Origin of the sequence: Streptomyces coffeae (assembly GCF_016741875.1) — a bacterium.
Taxonomy (GTDB): domain Bacteria; phylum Actinomycetota; class Actinomycetes; order Streptomycetales; family Streptomycetaceae; genus Streptomyces; species Streptomyces coffeae.
The window spans coordinates 264,210-285,710 of record NZ_JAERRF010000005.1 but is presented as its reverse complement, the minus strand read 5'-3'; the positions used below and the strand labels follow the sequence as shown (position 1 = coordinate 285,710).

At 72.0% G+C, this 21,501-nt stretch carries 17 protein-coding genes; 4 read left to right on the top strand and 13 right to left on the bottom strand.

All coding sequences use genetic code 11. The annotated features are described in order from the left end of the window. The first annotated feature begins 1 nt into the window (after position 1). A complete protein-coding gene (locus JK363_RS10560; RefSeq protein WP_201874188.1) occupies positions 2-412 on the top strand; it encodes a hypothetical protein in 411 nt (136 codons plus the stop codon). On the opposite strand, the gene JK363_RS10555 is transcribed toward JK363_RS10560, so the two are convergent. The 4 genes from JK363_RS10555 to JK363_RS43730 form a co-directional block, all read right to left on the bottom strand. Continuing rightward, positions 335-1,810, bottom strand: a complete 1,476-nt coding sequence (locus tag JK363_RS10555; RefSeq protein ID WP_201874186.1) for a lysine N(6)-hydroxylase/L-ornithine N(5)-oxygenase family protein — start codon at positions 1,808-1,810, stop codon at positions 335-337. The two genes, JK363_RS10560 and JK363_RS10555, sit on opposite strands and share 78 nt — an antisense overlap. Further along, the gene (locus JK363_RS10550) at positions 1,807-3,231 is read right to left on the bottom strand and encodes a pyridoxal phosphate-dependent decarboxylase family protein (protein WP_201874184.1); all 1,425 of its coding nucleotides are present in this window, start codon (positions 3,229-3,231) and stop codon (positions 1,807-1,809) included. The genes JK363_RS10555 and JK363_RS10550 overlap by 4 nt, the downstream gene beginning before the upstream one ends. Positions 3,232-3,658: 427 nt before the next feature. Beyond that, complete coding sequence (gene pepN / locus JK363_RS10545; RefSeq protein ID WP_201874182.1) at positions 3,659-6,241, bottom strand: aminopeptidase N; 2,583 nt, start codon at positions 6,239-6,241, stop codon at positions 3,659-3,661. A 129-nt stretch (positions 6,242-6,370) separates the two neighbouring features. After that, positions 6,371-6,661, bottom strand: a complete 291-nt coding sequence (locus JK363_RS43730) for a chorismate mutase (RefSeq protein ID WP_201874441.1) — start codon at positions 6,659-6,661, stop codon at positions 6,371-6,373. A 630-nt stretch (positions 6,662-7,291) separates the two neighbouring features. On the opposite strand from JK363_RS43730, the gene JK363_RS10535 reads away from it, so the two are divergent. Next, the gene (locus JK363_RS10535; RefSeq protein WP_201874180.1) at positions 7,292-7,669 is read left to right on the top strand and encodes a VOC family protein; all 378 of its coding nucleotides are present in this window, start codon (positions 7,292-7,294) and stop codon (positions 7,667-7,669) included. A 104-nt stretch (positions 7,670-7,773) separates the two neighbouring features. Here the strand turns inward: JK363_RS10535 and JK363_RS10530 are convergent, their stop codons facing one another. After that, positions 7,774-8,571, bottom strand: coding sequence for a S1 family peptidase (locus JK363_RS10530; RefSeq protein WP_201874179.1), 798 nt, complete (start codon positions 8,569-8,571; stop codon positions 7,774-7,776). Positions 8,572-8,811: 240 nt separating this feature from the next. Here JK363_RS10530 and JK363_RS10525 point away from each other — a divergent pair, with 240 nt between their 5' ends. Further along, positions 8,812-9,732 (top strand): hypothetical protein, encoded by a 921-nt coding sequence (locus tag JK363_RS10525; RefSeq protein WP_201874178.1) that lies wholly within the window; start codon positions 8,812-8,814, stop codon positions 9,730-9,732. 52 nt (positions 9,733-9,784) lie between these two features. Beyond that, entirely contained in the window at positions 9,785-10,264 is a 480-nt protein-coding gene (locus JK363_RS10520) for a PPOX class F420-dependent oxidoreductase (protein WP_201874177.1), read from the top strand. 16 nt (positions 10,265-10,280) lie between these two features. On the opposite strand, the gene JK363_RS42225 is transcribed toward JK363_RS10520, so the two are convergent. From JK363_RS42225 to gltB, 8 genes are all read right to left on the bottom strand, one after another. After that, positions 10,281-10,640 (bottom strand): hypothetical protein, encoded by a 360-nt coding sequence (locus tag JK363_RS42225; RefSeq protein WP_236075661.1) that lies wholly within the window; start codon positions 10,638-10,640, stop codon positions 10,281-10,283. Further along, positions 10,571-11,836, bottom strand: a complete 1,266-nt coding sequence (locus JK363_RS10515) for a glycosyltransferase family 39 protein (RefSeq protein ID WP_236075660.1) — start codon at positions 11,834-11,836, stop codon at positions 10,571-10,573. The genes JK363_RS42225 and JK363_RS10515 overlap by 70 nt, the downstream gene beginning before the upstream one ends. Further along, positions 11,833-12,816: an ABC-2 membrane transporter-related protein gene (locus JK363_RS10510; RefSeq protein ID WP_201874176.1), complete on the bottom strand. Its 984-nt coding sequence runs from the start codon at positions 12,814-12,816 to the stop codon at positions 11,833-11,835. The genes JK363_RS10515 and JK363_RS10510 overlap by 4 nt, the downstream gene beginning before the upstream one ends. Then, positions 12,813-13,907: an ABC-2 membrane transporter-related protein gene (locus JK363_RS10505; protein WP_307821674.1), complete on the bottom strand. Its 1,095-nt coding sequence runs from the start codon at positions 13,905-13,907 to the stop codon at positions 12,813-12,815. The genes JK363_RS10510 and JK363_RS10505 overlap by 4 nt, the downstream gene beginning before the upstream one ends. Then, a complete protein-coding gene (locus tag JK363_RS10500) occupies positions 13,904-14,818 on the bottom strand; it encodes an ATP-binding cassette domain-containing protein (RefSeq protein WP_201874175.1) in 915 nt (304 codons plus the stop codon). The genes JK363_RS10505 and JK363_RS10500 overlap by 4 nt, the downstream gene beginning before the upstream one ends. After that, on the bottom strand, positions 14,815-15,249 hold the full coding sequence (locus JK363_RS10495; RefSeq protein WP_201874173.1) for a GntR family transcriptional regulator: 435 nt from the start codon (positions 15,247-15,249) through the stop codon (positions 14,815-14,817). Before JK363_RS10495 ends, JK363_RS10500 begins: the two co-directional genes overlap by 4 nt. Before the next feature lie 208 nt (positions 15,250-15,457). After that, on the bottom strand, positions 15,458-16,918 hold the full coding sequence (locus JK363_RS10490) for a glutamate synthase subunit beta (RefSeq protein WP_201874171.1): 1,461 nt from the start codon (positions 16,916-16,918) through the stop codon (positions 15,458-15,460). Then, positions 16,911-21,461, bottom strand: a complete 4,551-nt coding sequence (gltB, locus tag JK363_RS10485; RefSeq protein ID WP_201874169.1) for a glutamate synthase large subunit — start codon at positions 21,459-21,461, stop codon at positions 16,911-16,913. Before gltB ends, JK363_RS10490 begins: the two co-directional genes overlap by 8 nt. Between the last annotated feature and the right edge of the window lie 40 nt (positions 21,462-21,501).

Below are 21,501 nucleotides of genomic sequence, written 5' to 3'. Positions count from 1 at the left end.
CATGACCGATGACCTTGCCGCCGCCCTGGAACCCGTGCTCCGCGATCTGCGGGCCACCTGTGCCGTTCAGCCCGTCGTACGGGAGGGACGGGGTGAGGGGGACGACGGCGAGGACATCGTCTGGCTCCACGACGCCGATGGCAGCGGTGTCGGCATCGTGCTGTGGCCGGGGCTCGGCGCGGCCGAGCGGCTGGCGCAGGTCGCCGAGCAGGCGAGCGACTGGGCGGTGGAGGCGCTGTGCGCCGCGCTCAAGCCCGCCGTATGGCCGGAGTGCCCCGCCCACCCCGACTCCCATCCGCTGGAGGCCGGGGTGCGGGGCGGGGTGGTGCGGTGGTCATGTCCGCGTACGGGTCAGCCGGTCGCGCTGGTCGGGGAGTTGGGGGCGTCCGACCACCGTGCCGCAGGGGCCTGAGGGCTGGAGCCCGAAGGTGGTGAAGGCGGTGCGGGAGGGCAGGGGGTAGGCGGGTTCAGGCGTCATCGAGTTGAGGATGACGGCGGAGCGCCAGGCCGCGAGCCCCAGATCGGGGGTGCCCACGCCGTGGCTGTGGCGCTCGGCGTTCTGGACGTAGACGGAGCCCTTGATCATCGAGTCGAGGATCAGCCGGTGCTGGGCGTCGACGCGGGGGCGTTCGGAGGAGTCCCGGCGGATGTAGGGGTCGAGGGCGGCCAGCAGGGTGTCGACACGGCGCTCGCGGTAGCCGGTGGCGAGGACGACGGCCTCGGTGGTGTGCCGGGCCCGGGTGCCCTGCTGGGCGTGCTCGAGGTGGAGTTCCAGGCGGGCGGCGGCGATCCGGCCCGCGGTGCGGACGGTGACGCCGGGGGTGAGTACGGCGCCGGGCCAGCCGCCGCTGAGCTGGGCGCGGCGGTAGAGCTCCTGGTGGATGGCGTCGATGGTCTCGTGGGCGATGCCCTTGTACAACTGCCACTGGCGGGGCAGGAGTTGGTCCCGTACGGGTTCGGGTAGTCCGTGGAAGTAGCGGGTGTAGTCGGGGCTGAACTGCTCCAGTCCGAGCTTGCTGTATTCCATGGGGGTGAACGCGGGGGTGCGGGCCAGCCAGTGGAGGCCCTCGGCGCCCAGGGGGCGGTGGCGCAGCAGGTCGAGGAAGACCTCGGCGCCGGACTGGCCGGAGCCGATGACGGTCACCTGGCCGGTGGTCAGCAGCCGTTCGCGGTGTTCGAGGTAGTCGGCGGCGTGCAGCACGGGCACATTGGGGGCTTCGGCGAGCGGGCGCAGCGGTTCGGGGACATAGGGCTCGGTGCCGACACCGAGGACGACGTGGCGGGCGTAGGTGCGGCCGAGGGCCTCGGCCTCGCCGTCGGCGCCGATGCGGGTGAAGTCGATTTCGAAGAGCTCGTGGGTGTGGTCCCAGCGGACGGCGTCGATCTGGTGGCCGAAGTGGAGGCCGGGGAGTTGTTCGCTGACCCAGCGGCAGTAGGCGTCGTACTCGGACCGTTCGATGTGGAAGCGCTCGGCGATGTAGAAGGGGAACAGCCGCTCCTTGGCCTTGAGGTAGCTGAGGAAGCTCCAGGGGCTGGCGGGGTCGGCGAGGGTGACCAGGTCGGCGAGGAAGGGCACCTGGATGGTGGCGCCGTCGATGAGCAAGCCGGGGTGCCATTGGAAGGCGGGCCGCTGGTCGTAGAAGGCGGTGCGCAGTCCGGGGACGCGGTGGGCGAGGGCGGCGAGGGAGAGGTTGAACGGGCCGATGCCGACACCGGCGAGGTCCAGGGGGGCCTCGAGGGGGGAGGCGGCGCCGGGCCGCGGACCGGGTGCGGAGGTGGGGGTCCCGGTGGGGGGTTGTGCGGTGCTCATGGGGTGCGGTCGCCTTCCACGAGTTCGAGCAGCCCGCGCAGATCGGCGGGCTGGGTGTGCGGGTTGAGGACGGTGGCCTTGAGCCACAGCCCGTCGGCGGTGGTGGCGCGGCCGAGGACGGCGCGGCCGTCGGTGAGCAGGCGGCGGCGCAGTGCGGCCACGGTGGCGGGTCCCGCTCCGGTGGGGCGGAAGAGGACGGTGCTGATGGTGGGGCGCGCGTGGAGTTCGAGGCGGGGGTGGGCCTCGATGAGGTCCGCGAGCTGATGGGCGGCGGCGCAGACGTGGTCGACGAGGTCGCCGAGGCCACGGCGGCCGAGGGCGCGCAGGGTGACCGCGATCTTGAGGATGTCGGGGCGGCGGGTGGTGCGCAGGGAGCGGCCGAGAAGGTCCGGAATCCCGGATTCGGTGTCGTCGTCGGCGTTGAGGTAGTCGGCGCGGTGGTCCAGGGGGGTCAGCGCGGGGGCGTCGGGAACGGTGAGGAGTCCGGCGGCGACCGGCTGCCAGCCGAGTTTATGGAGGTCGAGGGTGACGGTGCGGGCGCGGTCGAGCCCGTCGAGGCGGTGCCGATGGGTGCCGCTGAACAGCAGCGGTCCGCCGTAGGAGGCGTCGATGTGGAGGGCGGCGGTGTGGCGGTCGCAGAGGTCGGCGACGGCCGGGAGGGGGTCGATGGCGCCGGTGTCGGTGGTGCCCGCGGTGGCGACCACCAGGACCGGGCCGCGGCCGGTGAGCCGGGTGAGGGCGTCGTGGAGCCGGGCCGGGTCGAGGACTCCGGCGGGGGTGGGGAGGGTGACCGGGGTGGGCAGCCCGAGCAGCCAGGCGGCGCGGTGGACGCTGTGGTGGGCGTTGGCCCCGCAGACGATCCGGAGGGCGGCGGACGGCCCGGGCGGGACGGCGGTGCGGGCGGCCTCGCGGGCCAGCAGCAGGGCGAGTTGGTTGGCCTCGGTGCCGCCGGTGGTGACGAGGGCGTCGGGTGCGGGGCCACGCGGGTGGACCAGCGCGGCCAGGGCGCGGCAGGTGAGCGCCTCCAGTTCGGAGGCGGCGGGCGCCTGGTCCCAGGAGTCGAGGGAGGGGTTGAGCGCGGAGACCGCGAGGTCGGCGGCGGCCGCGACGGCCAGCGGCGGGCAGTGCAGATGGGCGGCGCAGCGCGGGTCGGCCGGGTCGGCGGCACCCGCGGCGAGGGCGCGTACGAGGGTGTGCAGGGCGAGCGTCGCGCCCTCGCCGATGTCGGGGATGAGCGGTTCGGCGACGGCTCGGACGCGCCGCGCCACGGCGTCGGGGCCGCCGGCGGGCAGCGGGCCCGCACGGTCGGCGGCGCCGCGGGCCAGCGCGTCCAGGACGGTGCCGACCATGGGCCTCAGCGCGTCCGGGCCGCGGCCGCCGCCCGCGAGCAGGCGGGCGGTCCCGGTGGCGGGCACAGGCATGGATGTGCCCCTCGTCTCGAAGTAGGGGAGGCGAAAGCTGCCTCAACGTACTTCGTGCGCAAGCGGATCGGCCGGTGGCGCTATGAAGTCCACTCGTACGTGGTACGCGGCCGTGCGGCGCCTTGCCGCCGCGCGGCGGAACCACCCCGGGGCGTGTCCGCGAGAGCGGGTCGGGATCTGCCCGCGGCGTGCCGTGTGCCCCCTGCGGAGGGGCGCGCTCCAGGAACGGCCCTCACCGTCCGCCGGGCCCGCGGCGGTGGCGGGCGCCAGGTCCCTGCCCAGGCGCGCCGCGGGAAGTGCCACGAGGTGCCGTCATGCGTCTGCGGCTGCGTCGTGGCTGGTCGCCCACGCGGCGGAGCCGCACATCGACACAGCCCCGCGCCCCTTCGGGGCGCGCCCGAACCGCACCGGACTTCGGCGAGGCCGCTCAGGCCCCGCTGCCTCGCTCCTCCTGCCTGCGCTGGACGCGCAGGGCGCGGCGCAGATCGTCGAGTTGGTCGGCGAGGCGCCGGCGCAGCGCGGGGAGCAGATCGTCGCGGCGCAGACACTCCTCCCCCAGCTCCAGGGTCCGGGTGTCCACGGTGGTGGGGAAGCCGGAGCGGGCGACGGCGTCGGCGATCGCGGGGCCGCGCCGGGCGGCCACCTCGGCGGCGGCCGGGAAGTAGCGGGGGAGGTAGTCGGTGAGCAGCTCGTGGTGTTCGGGCTGCCAGAAGCCGGTCGCGGTGGCGGTGACGAGATAGTTGGAGAGTTCGGACAGTTCGGAGGGTTCGTCGGCGGTGCCGAACAGGGCGTCCCAGGCGGCCTGTTTGGCGTCCGGGTCGGGGAGGGCGGCGCGGCAGCGGGCGGCGCCCTCCTGGCCGGTGGCACTGGAGTCGCGGGCGAGTTCGGCGTCGATCTCGGCGGGGCCGATGGCGCCGAGGACGGCGAGCCGCCCGAGGACCTGCCAGCGCAGTTCGGGGTCGAGGGCGGGGCCGCCGGGGACGGTGTCGCCGTCGAGCCAGTCGCTGAGCCCGGCCGGGGCGGTGGCGCTCTCGATGAAGCCGCGGACGGCGGCGAGCCGCAGTCCGGGGCCGGAGTTGTCCTCGGTGCGGCGCAGCAGGTCGCGGCAGGTGGCGCCGAGGGTGGCCAGGGCAGCGGGGCGCTGCTCGGCGGGGAGGTAGCGGTCGGCGATCTGGGTGCGGGCGAAGGCCAGGACGCCTTGGACGATGGCTATGTCGGTCTCGCGCGGGAGGTGGGCGCGGACGGCTTCGAGGTAGTCGGTGGGCGGCAGTTCGCCGTCGCGGACCATGTCGCGGGCGGCGTTCCACACCACGGCGCGGCTGACGGCGTCGGGGAGCCCGGACAGTGAGCGGACGACGGTCTTCCAGGAGCCGGGGTCGAGCCGGACCTTGGCGTAGCTGAGGTCGCCGTCGTTGAGCAGCAGCAGATCGGGGCGGGGCCCGGTGAAAGAGAGGGTGAGGGTGGGTTCGGCGCCGTTGAGCTCGGCTTCGAGGCGCTTGCGCAGCACCAGCTGATGCGCGGCGGCGGGCTCGTGGTCGTACAGCCCGATGGCGATGCGGTGCGGACGGGGTGCGGGGTCGGTGCCGTCGCCTCCGCCGTCGTGGCGGATCTCCGCGCTCCAGCGGTCGCCGTGGGTGGTGATGGCGGGGGTGAGGGTGTCGACGCCGGTGGTGCGCAGCCAGGTGTCGGCCCAGGCGTGCACATCGCGGTCGGAGCCGTGGGCGAGGGAGTCGATGAAGTCGGCGAGGGTGGCGTTGCCGAAGCGGTGGCGGGCGAAGTGCCGGTTGATGCCCTGGAGGAAGTCCTTCTCGCCGAGCCAGGTGACGAGCTGACGCAGGGCGGAGGCGCCCTTGGCGTAGGAGATGCCGTCGAAGTTGAGGCGGGCGGCGGCGGTGTCGGGGACCTGCTCGGGCGCGGGGGCGACGGGGTGGGTGGAGGGGCGCTGGTCGGCGTCGTAGCCCCAGTTCTTGCGGCGGACGCCGAAGTCGGCCCAGATGTCGGTGTAGCGGGTGGTCTCGGTGAGGACCTGGTAGCCCATGTACTCGGCGAAGGACTCATTGAGCCAGATGTCGTCCCACCAGGTCATGGTGACGAGGTCGCCGAACCACATATGGGCCATCTCATGGGCGATGACCATGGCGCGGGTCTGCCGCTCGGCGTCGGTGACGGCGGAGCGGTAGATGAATTCGTCGCGCAGGGTGACCAGACCGGGGTTCTCCATGGCGCCGAAGTTGAACTCGGGGACGAACGCCTGGTCGTAGGAGTCGAACGGATAGGGCTCCTCGAAGATCTCGTGGTAGCGGTCGAAGCAGCGCCGGGTGATGTCGAACAGTTCCTCGGCGTCGTCCTCGAGGTAGGGGGCGAGGGAGCGGCGGACATGCAGCCCGAAGGGCAGTCCGGCGTGCTCGGTGCGCACCGAGTGGTACGGCCCGGCGGCCAGGGCGACGAGGTAGGTGCTGATGGGCGGGGTGGCGGCCAGCTCCCAGCGGCCTTCGGCGGGGTCGCCGACGCGGGTGGCGATGCCGTTGCCGAGGACGGTCCATTCGGGCGGCGCGGTGACGCGGGCGTCGAAGACGGCCTTGAGGTCGGGCTGGTCGAAGGCGGCGAAGACGCTGCCCGCGTCCGACATGCAGCACATGGTGTAGAGGTAGGTCTCACCGTCGGCGGGGTCGGTGAAGCGGTGCATGCCCTCGCCGGTGCGGGAGTAGCGCATGTCCGTCTCCACGCGCAGCTCGTGCTCGCCTTGGGCGAGGGCGGTGAGCGGAAGCCGTCCGTCGGCGAGGGGCGCGGCGGCGAGGTCGAGCTCATGGCCGTCGAGGACGGCGCGGTGCAGTGCGGCCGGGTTGAGCTCGACGAAGGTGTCCGCACCCGCCTCACGCGCGTGGAAGCGGATGGTGGTGGTCGAGCCGAAGAGTTCGTCACCGCGGGTGAGGTCGAGCTCGACCGTGTAGCGGTGGACCTCGATGAGGCGGGCTCGGTTCTGCGCTTCCTCGCGCGTCAGTACGGGCATGGGGACATGCTGCCCTACCTCCCGTGGACGGCACACGGCTGGGAAGCGGTTGCGGGGTGCGGGCGGGCGCGGGGCGCGCCACCGGAGTGCGCCCTCCGGGGCGGCGAGGGGCGATCCGGGGGCGGGGGTTCAGGAGCGGGCGATGGTCTCGTGGTGCCGGATGACCTCGGCGATGATGAAGTTGAGCAGCTTCTCGGCGAAGGCCGGGTCGAGTTTGGCGCCTTCCGCCAGCTGGCGCAGCCGGGCGATCTGGCGGGCCTCGCGGCCGGGGTCGGCCGGGGGGAGTTTGTGGGCGGCCTTGAGGTGGCCGACCTGCTGGGTGCATTTGAAGCGCTCGGCGAGCACATGGACCACGGCCGCGTCGAGGTTGTCGATGCTGTCGCGCAACCGGGTCAGCTCGGCGAGGACGGAGTCGTCGATGTCCCGGGCGTCGGCGCCCGGGGCGGCGGAGGTGCCGCTTCCGTCGGGGGCGTCGCGGTCCGTGCCGGGGGCGCTGCCGCGGTCGGGGTCGTCGGCGCGGTGGGTCTCGCTGTGCGTCATGACCCCCGACCCTATGCCAGGGCATTGCGGGACCGCCCCGACCCCGGTGGGGGGTTGAAAAGGGGGCGGGGCGGTCCGGCCCGGAGGGGCCGCCCCCGGCGCGGCTCCTCCACCGTGAAGGACCGATCCTCGGCCGGGGAGGTTCCACTTCTTGCCGGACTTTCCTGTCCCGCCCCCGGACTTTTCCCTCTGTACCCCGGACTTTTCATCCCGTGAAAAGGATTTGTCCGCTTTGATCGGCGCTTGTCCGTCTCGTACGCGTACTCATACGCGTGCTCATGGGACGACCGAACTCCGGGGCACAGCCCAGGCTCTGTCCGGTGGGTCTTTGAGGAGCAGCCCGCGGCGTCTGGTGAGGGGGCACCTCCCAGCGGTAGCTGGGGGAGGATCGCAAGGCGGAGGATCGCCCTCGTACTGGGCGTACTCGGGCGACTCCGACAACGCAGCGAGGTGCGGTGCCAGGCGTCGCGGGCCCGATAAGACCCACCGGACAGGGCCTAGGGTCGGCATATGATCGCGACGCTTCAGTGCACCGTCATCGACTGTCCGGACCCCGCCGCGCTGGCCGCCTTCTACGGCCGGATCCTGGGCTGGCGGCTGGACGACAGCGACCCCGAATGGGCCACGCTCACCTCATCGGACGGTCAGCGCCTGGCCTTCCAGCTGGCCCCGGACCACCGGCCGCCGCGCTGGCCGGACCCGGCACATCCGCAGCAGTTCCATCTGGACTTCGATGTGGCCACCCTTCAGGACGCGGAGCGGGCGCAGCGGGAGGTGATCGCGCTGGGGGCGACCTTCCTGCACGACAGCGGGGGCGAGCGGTCGGGGTTCCGGGTCTTCAACGATCCGGCCGGGCACCCCTTCTGCATCTGCTACGGCCAGAGCTGACACCGCGGCCAGAGCTGATACGACGCGGCCGGGGCACACGCCGCGGGCAACGCGGAACCGGGGCCGGCCGCGGTGGCCGGCCCCGGTCCGGGGAGGGGTGGGGATCAGCCGCCGAGCTGGTCCGCGCCCGCCTTGATGTCCTTGGCGAAGGTGCTCACCTCGGTGTAGACGCCGGGCTTGCCGGGCCGTGCGCAGCCCTCGCCCCAGCTGACGATGCCGACCTGGATCCACTGGTCGTTGTCGTCCTTGCGGAACATCGGGCCGCCGGAGTCGCCCTGGCAGGTGTCGACGCCGCCGGTGTCCATCTTCCCGGCGCAGATCTCCTCACCGGTGACGAGGTTGCTGTAGGCGCCCTTGCAGGTGGCGTCGTCGACGAACGGAACGCTGGCCTTGAGCAGATAGCGCTGCTGGTCGCCGCCTTCCTTGTCGGCGCCCCAGCCGGCGACGGTGAAGTCGCCCTTGTTGTAGGCGTCGGTCTCGGCGATCTTCAAGGTGGGCTGGTCGATCGGCTTGGCCAGCTTGATGAGGGCCCAGTCCTTGCCCGTGCCGTTGTAGCCGGGAGCCTGGAGGACCTCGGTGGAGTTCACCTTGGTGGCACCGGAGTCCTCGAGGTCGACAACGCCCCCGGTGGCGGTGATGGAGGTGTTGGGGCCGCTGCCGTCGACGCAGTGGGCGGCGGTCAGCACGATGTCCTTGGTGTAGAGCGCGCCGCCACAGCCCATGGACAGCCGGACCATGAAGGGGAATTCACCCTGTGCTGCGGGGGTGCCGCCGACGACGGTGGGGCCGGGCTCGGGACCGTTGGGCAGGGCCGTCGCCGTACCGGGGGTGAGACTGAAGGCGGCGAGGGCGACCGCGCCGAGGGCCGTAGCTCTGGTGAGGTGCTTCAGGTGGTTGCGCAACGGATTTCCTCTCGTGGGGGGTTGGTGCGCCGTGTCAGGCTCATGCCAAACCGGAAATCGGAAACGCCCGCCGAAGCCCAGTGGGGTGAGCCCGCGAAACACCCTGCGATTATGTGGAGCGGGTGAACCGTGTGACAAGGGGTGCGTTCCAGCCAGCGCGGCCTACCGGCCAGTGTGAAATACGTCCGTAATGTGGAATTCTGACACGGTCTCGGCGAAACACGGACTCGGGGTGACGGCGTGGCGGCACCGGGCAGTGACATCAAGCACGGGTTTCCCCATCTGGACACCGTCCGGGCCGCCATCACCGCGCTCTACCGGCGGCTGTCCCGGGACTCGGTGGAGCGGTTCGGCGTCAGTGTGGTCCCCGGCGATGTGGCCTTCTCCGACCAGGACGACCTCTATCTCGGAGTGCAGCGGATCGCCCGGGTGATGGTGCGGCACCTGATGCTTCCCGACGCCCGGATGATCGTGAGCTTCCGCGAGATGGAGCATGCGGGCAACGTCGACCTGGCCGCGGGCCCGGAGTACTTCATCGAGCTCAACTCCCGCTTCAAGGAGCACCGGCGGGACATCGGCGCGGCCCTCGCCCACGAGGTGACGCATGTGTATCTGCACCGCCTGGATCTCACCTTTCCCGGCAGCCGCGACAACGAAATCCTCACCGACACCACCGCCGCCTATCTCGGCACCGGATGGCTGCTGCTCGACGCCTACCGCCAGGACCGGCTCTCCAGCCAGAAACTCGGCTATCTCACACCGGAGGAATTCGGCTATGTGCTGGCCAAACGGGCGATGTTCTTCGACGAGGACCCCCGCATCTGGTTCACCAGCCCGCAGGCGTACGAGGCGTACACCACGGGGCTGGAGCTGGCGGAGCGGGACCAGCGGCAGCCACCGCTGGCCGCGGCCGGATGGGCGGGCCGCCGCCGCTACGCCCGGGACCGCCGGTCGGCCCGGTCACAGGCCGAGGCCGGATCCCGCGCCGGGGCCCCGCTCGACACCCTGCCCACCGGCGGTGACTACACCTTCGAGGGCGGCCGTCCGCTGAACGTCTCCTTCCCCTGTCCGACCTGCCGTCAGCGGATCCGGGTGCCGGTGCGCGGACGGCTGCGGGCCCGCTGCGGCCTGTGCCGTACGGTCCTGGAGTGCGACACCTGAGCGCGTGTCGCCCTCGCGGCGTCGCTCCGCTCCGGCCCGTACGCTCGGCGGTATGAGCCCCTCCATCGCCACCAACACCACTGTCGGCATCGATGAGCTGCTGGAGTTCGTACGCCCGCGCCACCGCGCCCTGCTGATGACCCGCCGGTCCGACGGATCGCCCCAGGCTTCCCCGCTGACCTGCGGTGTCGACGACTCCGGACGAATCGTCATGTCCACCTATCCCGAACGCGCCAAGGTCCGCAACGCACGCCGCGACCCGGCGGTCAGCCTGGTGGTGCTCTCCGACGAGTGGAACGGCCCATGGGTCCAGATCGACGGCACCGCCGAGGTGATCGACATGCCCGACTCCGTCGAACCGCTGGTCGAGTACTACCGCAATATCGCCGGTGAGCACCCGGACTGGGACGAGTACCGCTCGGCCATGCGCAAGCAGGGCAAGTCGCTGATCCGCGTCACCCCCACCCGCTGGGGCCCGGTGGCCACCGGCGGCTTTCCCGCCCGTCTGGTGGAGGGCGAGCAGCAGGGGTGAGGGGCCGCGCGCGCCGTCAGCACCTCCCCCGGCGTGCGTAGACGCTGATCACCAGTCCCCCGGCCGTCCGGCGGGCGCAGCGCTCGAAGCGCCCGGCCAGCACCGTCTCCTTCATGTGGTCCTGCGGGGTGGGCGGGTTGTCCCTCGGACGGCCGGGCGGGTCGGTGAGGGTGACGATGCGGTCGACGGTCAGCATCCGGGCCCGGATCTCCCCGGGGGCGCGTTCGATGCCGTAGAGGGTGCCGGAGGAGACCGGGCCTTGCCCCAGTGCCAGGTCCGGCCGCCCGGCGAAGTCCCCGGGGTGGGTCAGCCGGGACTCGCGCCGCTGCGCGGGCAGGAAGAGCACACCGTCGCCGGGCCGGGACAGGGAACCCACCGCCGCCGACACCGCGTTGGTGTCGTCCTGGTGGACCCGCGGGTCCGCAGCGCCAGCCAGGACGGAAGCAGCGCCGCCACGGTCGCCAGGGCGACCACCGCGGCCATCGCCTTCGGCCGGGGGACGGTGCGCAGCAGCCGGTCGGCGGCCATGCCGATGAGCAGCGCAAACCCGATGTGGCAGTACAGGATGTAGCGGTCGTGGTAGAGCGGGTGGACGAAGGACACCAGCAGCAGCACGGCGGGCGGGACGGCCAGCAGGGGCAGTGCGAGCTGCCGGAGGCCGAGCCGCGCGAGCGGCCGCTCCGGTACGGCGGCGCAGGTCGCGCCCGCCAGTACGAGCGCCAGGACACCGCCTAACTGGGCGGTGCCCGGGGTCTTGAGCCAGGCCACCTGGGCCGCCTGCTGCTGACTGACGATCACCAGCGGCATCAGCACCAGCACCACGGCGGCGGCCGCCCGGCACCACGCCCAGCGGACCGCGCCGTCCGCACCGGCCCACAGCAGGGTGGCCCCGTGCGCCAGGAGTACCAGCACCGCGAACTCGTGCAGCAGACAGCCCACCGCCAGTGCGGTGGCGTATCCGGCCCAGATCCACCCCGAGGGCCGGGCGGCGGCGCGGACCAGCAGGTGGGTGGCCCCGGCCACGGCCGCGCAGACCAGCGCGTAGGAGCGGCCCTCCTGTGCGTATGTCTGCACGGCGGGCAGCAGCGGGAGGATGAGTCCCGCGAGCAGCCCGGCGTGCGGCCCGGCCAGTCGACGCCCGGTCAGACCCACCATGACCGCGGTGAAGGCCATCGCGAGCAGGGAGGGCAGCCGCATCGCGAGCAGCCCGCCGTCCCAGAGCGCGAAGACACCGTGCATCAGCAGGTAGTACGCGCCGTGGACGGCGTCGATGGTGCCGAGCAGGTGCCAGATCTCGCCGAGGTCGCGGTGGGCGACCTGAGAGGTCGTCGACTCATCGCGCCACATGCTGTTCTCGCGGCGGATCCCCCACAGCCCGAGGGCCAGCATCAGCACGCCGGGGGCGAGAATGACGGCGGCCCCGCCGAGCCGTCCGGGCCGCCGGAGGGCGGGCACGGTCCGCACGCTCGGAGCGGCGGCGGGGGTCGAGGCCAGGGTGGGCGGGGCCGGCGGGCGGTGACTCCGTTCGGAGCGGGGCCGGGGCGAGGGGTACGAGGTGCGTCCGCCGGTCATACGGGCCGCCTCCGGATCCACCAGACGCAGAAGACGGCGAGCGCCGCCGCCAGGACCAGGCAGATCCCGGCCTCGATCCACTGGATGCGCCAGAAGTCGCTGGGCGGATGGATCTCTGCCCAGTCCCGCGTGCCGGGCCGCCCGTCGGTCCGGCTCTCGCTCCCCCACCATGTGTCACGCGGGACGGGCCATACTCCGTCCTCCCGCTTCGTCACCACGACCGAGGACGCCAGGTGTCCGCGCAGCGCGGTCGCGCCCCACTGCGCGGCGACGACGACGCCGAGGGCGACCGCCATGGCGGGCACGGTCCGCCGCAGCAGCAGTCCGGCGGTGGCGCCGATGACCAGGCCCAGCACGGCCAGGCCCACGGCCAGCGGGCCGGTGGCGTTGAACGGCGCGGCCTGCCACCAGGAGACGACGTAGGGATTGGTCTGGTAGTCGCCCAGCTTCCGGCTGAAGGTCTGGGCCGGTGCCCACCACCAGTGGTACGCGGCGGCCACGCCCGCGGTCCCTGCCGTCACGGAGGCGGCGGGCAGCAGCAGTTTGACGAGCAGCCAGCGGACCCGGCCGACCGACTGGGCCCACACCAGCTTGTGCGTACCGCTCTCCAGCTCCCGCGCGAACAACGGGGCGCCGGCGAAGACGCCGATCAGCGCGGGAAGCGCGAGAAGCGCCTGCCCGGCGCGGACGACCGCGTCACCGAGGCCGCCGTAGCCCTGCGCCGTCCCCTCCACGCCCCGGGGTGTCGCGGGCGTTCCGCCCATGCACCCGGCGACACCCTTGGGGCAGGCGGGGAAGGCGTGCGCGTCGATGAACGACGTCAACTCCCAGCGCCGCCAGACGATGTACGCGATGGCCGCGGCCACCAGCGCCGCGCCCGCTCGGAAAGCGCTCCGGTGTTGACGCCGGACCAGCCACACCGTGCCGCCCGGCCAGGGGCCGAGGAGGCGGCCGCGTATACCAGCGGTGGGGGTACTCATGCCGTCGCCCTTCCGGAGGGCCGCCGCCGGATCCACCACAGGCAGAAGACGGTGAGCGCGGCGGCCGCGGCCAGGCAGATCCCGGCCTGGATCCACTGGAGGGGCCAGAAATGGCTCGCGGGGTGGTACTCCACGTAGCCGCGGCCCGTCGCGCCCAGCCGGGCGAAGCAGCGGTGCATGGCGGACGAGCTGTCGGCGCCGGAACAGAGGTCCCCGGGCACCTTCTCCCCGGTCCGGGTGAGGTAGCCGTCGGCCATACCGCGCCAGGAGGTGTAGAAGACGTGCTGGGGAGTGCGCCCGAAGTGGCCGTCGGCGTCGGAGACCATGGTCCGCGTGGGCATCAGATGAGGGCGCAGCGCGGCCAGTCCGTAGACCACGCCCGCGATCGCGCCGAAGGTGACGACCATGGCGGGCAGGGTCCGCGCGACCACCAGCCCGATGGCCGTGCCGAGCAGGAAGGACAGCGCGGTGAGGGCGACCGCCGCGGGCCCGGAGGCGTCGAAGGGCACCGTGGTGCCCCAGGCGATGTCGGTGAGGGTGGTGGCGCGAGCGGTCCGCCACCACCAGGTGTAGAGGGCGGACAGCAGCGCGGAGCCGGTCAGAACGGCGGCGAGCGGGAGGGCGAGTTGGGCGGTGAGCCAGCGGGTCCGGCTGACCGACTGCGTCCACACCAGCTTGTGGGTGCCGTTCTCCAACTCCCGTGCGACCAGCGGGGCACCGACGAAGACGCCGAACAGCGCGGGCAGCGCGAGCAGCACCCGTCCGGTGGCGAGGATGCGCGGCCGGTAGACGTCGGAGATGTGGAAGAAGGCGTCGCCCACCGGGCTCTCGCCCCGGCCGTCGGGAATCGGTTCGCCGTGGCAGGTGGCTTTCCAGTCCGCGCAGCCCGCGATGCCGTGGTCGCGCAGGTATCCGGTCATCGCGAAGCGCTGCCACACGATGTACCCGGCGATCGCCACGACCAGGGCGGCGCCCGTGCAGAACATGGTCCGGTACTGCCGCCGGACCAGCCAGGTCACTCCGTTCGCTCCTCCGGTACGGGTGGTCCGCCGGGCCCGGTCGCGGGGCACGTCCCGGCTCAGCGCGGTCACGGTGCTCCGTCCTCGGCGACGGGGCGGGCGCTCGCGGTGACCAGCGGCGGGGCCTCGGGCGAGCGCAGATAGCCCAACAGCACTTCCTCCAGGGACGGTTCGCGGACGATCCAGTCGTCGCCGACCGGGGAGGTGGGCCGGACCAGGGCGGTGAGCTGGCGGCCGGTGGTCCGTCTCTCGACCACCGTGTGGGCGTCGATACCGCTGCCGTCGCGGGCACCGGTGATCAGCCGGTGGGCGGACTGGATGGCCTCGCTGTCGCCCGCGAGCCGGATCCGGCCGTCGCCGATGAGCAGCAGATAGTCGCAGACGCCGTCGAGTTCGGCCAGGACATGGGTGGAGATGACCACGGTGGTGCCGCGTTCGGCGGCCTCGGCCATGAGCACGCCCATCATCCGGCGACGGCGCACCGGGTCCTGGTCGGACATGGGCTCGTCGAGCAGCAGCAGCCGGGCGCGTTTGCCGAGGGCGACGGCGAGGGCCACACAGGTGCGCCGGCCGCCGGAGAGGGAGCCGATACGGGTGGACAGCGGCACCTCGGCCTCGTCCACCACCCGTTCGGCGGCGGTCTGGTCCCAGTGCGGGTTGAGCGAGGCGCCCATCCGGAGGGTGTCGGCGACGGAGAAGCGCGGGTACAGCGGCTTCTCCTGGGCGACATAGGCGATGCGCTCGCGGGTGGTGGGGGCGGACGGGGCCTCGCCGAAGATCCGCAGGGTGCCGGTGGTGGGGGTGAGCAGATCGGCGGCGAGCGCCAACAGGGTGCTCTTCCCGGAGCCGTTGGGGCCCACCATGGCGCAGATGCGCCCGGCGGGCAGCCGGAAGGTGACGTCCCGCAGGGCCCAGCCGCGCCGGTACTTCTTGCCCAGTCCGGCCGCTTCCAGCGCGCCGGACCCGTCGTTGTCGTCGCTCACCCGTTCTCCCCGTTCCGGACGGTGCTCTCGCTGGTGGTCGGTGGCGCCCCGGCGCCGAAGCGCTCGTCGAGCACCGAGGTGACCAGGGCCGCCACGTCCTCGCGGTCGAGTCCGGCGGCGCGGGCCCGGTCCGCCCACTCGGCCAGTTCGGCACGGAGCGGTGAGTCGGCGGCGGCGCCGGGCCGGGCCAGGGAGCGGCGGACGAAGGTGCCGAGGCCGGGCCGTGGCTCGACCAGCCCCTCGCGCTCCAGCTCGCGATAGGCCTTGAGGACGGTGTTGGGGTTGATCGCGGTGGCCGCGACCACCTCCTTGGCCGTGGGCAGCCGGTCGCCCGGCTGCAACAGACCGAGGCGCAGCGCCTGTTTGGTCTGCTGAACGATCTGGAGGTAGGTGGCGATACCACTGCGCCGGTCGATGCGGTACTCGACCACCCGCACCACCCTTTCACTAATCAGTTAGTGGAATGATGGTGGAACTCCGCGCTGGGGGATGTCAAGCGAGGAGGTCAGGGGGCCACGGGAGAACGGCATGCGAACGCCACGCGGCGCCCGCCCCGGTCGGGTAGGGGAGGGCGCCGCGCGGCCGGTTCCGTACGCCGTTGTACGGGCGGAAACCTGGAGTGCTCTAGGGGGTGGGACCTCAGACCATGAGGGACCGGTCGGTGGGACGGATCGGGGCGGGCAGGGCGCTGGTCCCGGCCAGGTAGCGGTCCACTCCGCGGGCGGCGGAGCGGCCCTCGGCGATGGCCCAGACGATCAGCGACTGGCCGCGGCCGGCGTCGCCCGCCACGAAGACCCCGTCCACATTGGTGGCGAAGTCGGCATCGCGCGCCACGTTGCCGCGCTCGTCCAGCGCCAGGCCGAACTGCTCCACCAGCCCGTTCTCCCGGTCGGTGCCGGTGAAGCCCATGGCCAGGGTGACCAGCTGGGCGGGGATCTTCCGCTCGGTGCCGGGCTTCTGCTCCAGCTTGCCGTCCTTGAACTCCACCTCGATCAGGTGCAGCCACTGGACGTTGCCCTCCTCGTCACCCTCGAAGTGGGTGGTGGAGACGGAGTAGACCCGCTCACCGCCCTCCTCATGGGCCGAGGTGACCTTGTACAGCATCGGGAAGGTGGGCCACGGCTGGTTGGCGCTGCGCTCCTCACCGGGCCTGGGCATGATCTCCAGCTGGGTGACGGAGGCGGCGCCCTGGCGGTGGGCGGTACCCACGCAGTCCGCGCCGGTGTCACCGCCGCCGATGACCACCACATGCTTGCCCTCGGCGCTGATCGGCGGGGTGACGAAGTCGCCCTCCTGCACCTTGTTGGACAGCGGCAGATACTCCATCGCCTGGTGGATGCCGGTCAGCTCCCGGCCGGGCACCGGCAGATCGCGCGCCGTGGTGGCACCGGCCGCGATGACCACCGCGTCATAGCGGCGGCGCAGCTTGGCCGCGTCGATGTCGCGGCCGATCTCCACCTCGGTGCGGAACTTGGTGCCCTCCGCGCGCATCTGCTCGATACGGCGGTTGATATGGCGCTTCTCCATCTTGAACTCGGGGATGCCGTAGCGCAGCAGCCCGCCGATGCGGTCGGCCCGCTCGTACACCGCGACCGTGTGGCCCGCCCGGGTCAGCTGCTGGGCGGCGGCCAGGCCCGCCGGGCCCGAGCCGATGACGGCGACGGTCTTGCCGCTCAGCCGCTCCGGCGGCTGCGGGGTGACATCGCCGGTCTCCCACGCCTTGTCGATGATGGTGACCTCGACGTTCTTGATGGTCACCGGCGGCTGGTTGATACCGAGGACACACGCCGACTCGCACGGGGCCGGGCACAGCCGACCGGTGAACTCCGGGAAGTTGTTGGTGGCGTGCAGCCGCTCGCTGGCCTCCCGCCAGTCCTCGCGGTAGGCGTACTCGTTCCACTCGGGGATGAGGTTCCCCAGCGGACAGCCGTTGTGGCAGAACGGGATACCGCAGTCCATGCAGCGCCCGGCCTGCTTGCTGATGATCGGCAGCAGGGAGCCGGGGACGTAGACCTCGTTCCAGTCCTTGACGCGCTCTTCCACCGGACGGGTCTCGGCGACCTCGCGGCCAGTGGTCAGGAAGCCCTTGGGGTCAGCCATGGGTCGCCGCCTCCATCATCTTCTCGGTGGTCTCGGACTCGGAGAGCCCGGCTCGCTCGGCGGCGTCCTTGGCGGCGAGCACGGCCTGGTAGGTAGCGGGGATGATCTTGCTGAACCGGGCGAGGGCGGCGTCCCAGTCCTCGAGCAGCGTGCCCGCGACGGTGGAGCCGGTCTCCTCGTGGTGGCGTCGCACCGCGTCGTGCAGCCACTGCTTGTCGGTGTCGTCCAGCTCGCCGATGGCGTCGATCAGCTCACCGTTGACGTTGTCCCGGTCGAGGTCGATGACGTACGCGATACCGCCGGACATACCGGCCGCGAAGTTGCGCCCGGTCGGGCCGAGGACAACCGCCCGGCCACCGGTCATGTACTCACAGCCGTGGTCGCCCACGCCCTCGGAGACCACGGTGGCACCGGAGTTGCGGACGCAGAACCGCTCGCCGACCCGGCCGCGCAGGAACATCTCACCGCTGGTCGCGCCGTAGGCGAGGGTGTTGCCCGCGATGGTGGAGTACTCGGCGAGGTGGTCGGCGCCGCGGTCCGGGCGGACCACCACCCGGCCGCCGGACAGGCCCTTGCCGACGTAGTCGTTGGCGTCGCCCTCCAGCCGCAGGGTGAGCCCGTGCGGCACGAAGGCACCGAAGGACTGGCCGGCCGAACCGGTGAAAGTGATGTCGATGGTGTCGTCGGGCAGTCCGGCGCCGCCGAACCTCCGGGTCACCTCATGGCCCAGCATGGTGCCGACGGTCCGGTTGATGTTGCGGATCGCAACCTGGGCGCGGACCGGCTGGGCCGCCTCGGCGCTCTCGGCGTTCAGCGCGTCGGCCGCCAGCTTGATCAGCTCGTTGTCCAGCGCCTTGGCCAGACCGTGGTCCTGCTCGACCGTCTGGTGGCGGACGGCGCCCTCGGGCAGCTCGGGCACGTACAGCAGCGGGGCCAGGTCCAGGCCCTGCGCCTTCCAGTGCTGAACGGCGCGGGCGGTGTCCAGCAGGTCGGCGTGGCCGATGGCCTCGTCGAGGGTGCGGAAGCCCAGCTCGGCCAGGAGCTCGCGGACCTCCTCGGCGATGAACTCGAAGAAGTTGACCACGAACTCGGCCTTGCCGTTGTAGCGCTCGCGCAGCACCGGGTTCTGGGTGGCGATGCCGACCGGGCAGGTGTCCAGGTGGCAGACGCGCATCATCACACAGCCGGAGACCACCAGCGGGGCGGTGGCGAAGCCGAACTCCTCGGCGCCCAGCAGTGCGGCGATGACCACGTCACGGCCGGTCTTCAGCTGACCGTCGGTCTGCACCACGATCCGGTCGCGCAGTCCGTTGAGCAGCAGGGTCTGCTGGGTCTCGGCGAGGCCCAGCTCCCAGGGACCGCCCGCGTGCTTCAGCGAGGTCAGCGGGGAGGCGCCGGTGCCGCCGTCGTGGCCGGAGATCAGCACCACATCGGCATGGGCCTTGGAGACGCCCGCGGCCACGGTGCCCACGCCCACCTCGGAGACCAGCTTGACGTGAATACGCGCCTGGGGGTTGGCGTTCTTCAGGTCGTGGATCAGCTGGGCCAGGTCCTCGATGGAGTAGATGTCGTGGTGCGGCGGCGGGGAGATCAGACCGACGCCCGGGGTGGAGTGCCGGGTCTTGGCCACCCACGGGTAGACCTTGTGACCGGGCAGCTGGCCGCCCTCGCCGGGCTTGGCACCCTGCGCCATCTTGATCTGGATGTCATCGGAGTTGACCAGGTATTCGCTGGTCACACCGAAGCGGCCGGAGGCGACCTGCTTGATGGAGGAGCGGCGCGCCGGGTCGTGCAGCCGCTCGGAGTCCTCGCCGCCCTCACCGGTGTTGGACTTTCCGCCCAGCTGGTTCATGGCGATGGCGAGGGTCTCGTGCGCCTCCTGGGAGATGGAGCCGTACGACATGGCGCCGGTGGAGAACCGCTTGACGATCTCGCTGACCGGCTCGACCTCCTCGATCGGGATCGAGGGCCGGTCGCCCTTGAAGGAGAACAGACCGCGCAGCGTCATCAGCCGCTCGGACTGCTCGTTCACCCGCTCGGTGTACTTCTTGAAGATGTCGTAGCGGCGGGCGCGGGTGGAGTGCTGGAGCCGGAAGACCGTCTCGGGGTCGAACAGATGCGGCTCGCCCTCACGGCGCCACTGGTACTCACCGCCGATCTCCAGCGCCCGGTGGGCGGAGGGGATGCCGGAGGCCGGGTAGGCCTTGGCGTGGCGGGCGGCGACCTCCTTGGCCACCACGTCCAGACCCGCGCCGCCGATCTTGGTGGCGGTGCCGTGGAAGTAGGTGTCCACGAAGGACTCGTCAAGGCCGACGGCCTCGAAGACCTGGGCGCCGCGGTAGGAGGCGACGGTGGAGATGCCCATCTTGGACATCACCTTCAGCACACCCTTGCCGAGCGCCTTGATCAGGTTGCGGATGGCGGTCTCGGCCTCGATACCGGGCAGGAAGGTGCCCGCCCGGACCAGGTCCTCGACCGTCTCCATCGCCAGGTACGGGTTGACCGCCGCGGCGCCGTAGCCGATCAGCAGCGCCACATGGTGCACCTCGCGGACGTCGCCCGCCTCGACCAGCAGCCCCACCCGGGTGCGCTGCTTGGTGCGGATGAGGTGGTGGTGGACGGCGGAGGTGAGCAGCAGCGAGGGGATCGGCGCGTGCTCGGCGTCGGAGTGGCGGTCGGAGAGAACGATCAGCCGGGCGCCGTCCTCGATGGCGGCGTCGGCCTCGGCGCAGATCTCGTCCAGCCGAGTGGCGAGCGCCTGACCGCCGCCGCCGACCCGGTACAGACCGGAGAGAGTGGCCGCCTTCAGCCCGGGCATGTCGCCGTCGGCGTTGATGTGGATGAGCTTGGCCAGCTCATCGTTGTCGATCACCGGGAAGGGCAGGCTGACGCTGCGGCAGGAGGCCGAGGTGGGCTCCAGCAGATTGCCCTGCGGACCCAGCGAGGAGATCAGCGAGGTGACCAGCTCCTCGCGGATCGCGTCCAGCGGCGGGTTGGTGACCTGTGCGAACAGCTGGGTGAAGTAGTCGAAGAGCAGCCGCGGCCGCTCGGAGAGGGCGGCGATCGGCGAGTCGGTGCCCATCGAGCCGATCGGCTCGGCACCGGCCTTGGCCATCGGCGCGAGCAGGACGCGCAGCTCCTCCTCGGTGTAGCCGAAGGTCTGCTGGCGGCGGGTGACCGAGGCGTGGGTGTGCACGATGTGCTCGCGCTCGGGCAGATCGGCCAGGTCGATCAGACCGGCCTCCAGCCACTCGGCGTACGGGTGCTCGGCGGCGAGCTGGGCCTTGATCTCGTCGTCCTCGATGATCCGGTGCTCGCCGGTGTCGACCAGGAACATCCGGCCGGGCTGGAGCCGGCCCTTGCGGACCACCTTGGACGGGTCGATGTCCAGCACGCCGACCTCGGAGGAGAGCACGACCAGGCCGTCGTCGGTGACCCAGTAGCGCCCCGGCCGCAGACCGTTGCGGTCCAGTACGGCGCCGACCTGGGTGCCGTCGGTGAAGGTGACACAGGCCGGGCCGTCCCAGGGCTCCATCATCGTGGAGTGGTACTGGTAGAAGGCGCGTCGGGCCGGGTCCATGGAGGTGTGGTTCTCCCACGCCTCGGGGACCATCATCAGCACGCTGTGCGGCAGCGAGCGGCCGCCGAGGTGCAGCAGCTCCAGGACCTCGTCGAAGGTCGCGGAGTCGGAGGCGTCCGGGGTGCAGACCGGGAACATCCGGTCCAGCTCCTTGTCCCCGAACAGCTCGCTCATCAGCTGGGACTCCCGGGCCCGCATCCAGTTGCGGTTGCCCTGGACGGTGTTGATCTCACCGTTGTGGGCGACGAACCGGTAGGGGTGGGCCAGCGGCCAGCTCGGGAAGGTGTTGGTGGAGAACCGGGAGTGGACCAGCGCGATGGCCGTGGCGAAGCGGCGGTCGGACAGGTCCGGGAAGAACGGCTCCAGCTGGCCGGTGGTCAGCATGCCCTTGTAGACGAGGGTGCGGGAGGACAGCGAGGGGAAGTAGACCCCCGCCTCGCGCTCGGCGCGCTTGCGCAGCACAAACGCCTTGCGGTCCAGGGCCACCCCGGTGCTGGTGCCGTCGGTGACGAAGAACTGGGAGAAGGCGGGCATGGTGCTGCGCGCGCCGTTGCCCAGCAGGTCGGGGGCGACCGGCACCGCACGCCGGCCGAGGACGGTCAGCCCCTCCTCGGCGGCGATCCGCTCGATCTGTGCCACGGCCGCGGCGCCCTCGGCCTCCGTCTCCGGGAGGAAGGCGATACCCACCGCGTACGCGCCGGCCTCGGGAAGCTCGAAACCGGTGACGGCCTCCCGCAGGAAAGCGTCGGGGACCTGGACGAGAATGCCCGCGCCGTCGCCCGAGTCGGGCTCCGAGCCGGTGGCCCCGCGGTGCTCGAGGTTGCGGAGCACGGTGAGAGCCTGCTCCACGAGCTCATGGCTGGCCTCGCCGGTGAGGGTCGCCACGAAGCCGACGCCACAGGCGTCGTGCTCATTGCTCGGGTCGTACATCCCCTGGCGGGCGGGGTGGGATGCGGAACGCATCGGCTCTCCCGTCGTCGTCATGGCATCTGGGTGTGCCGAG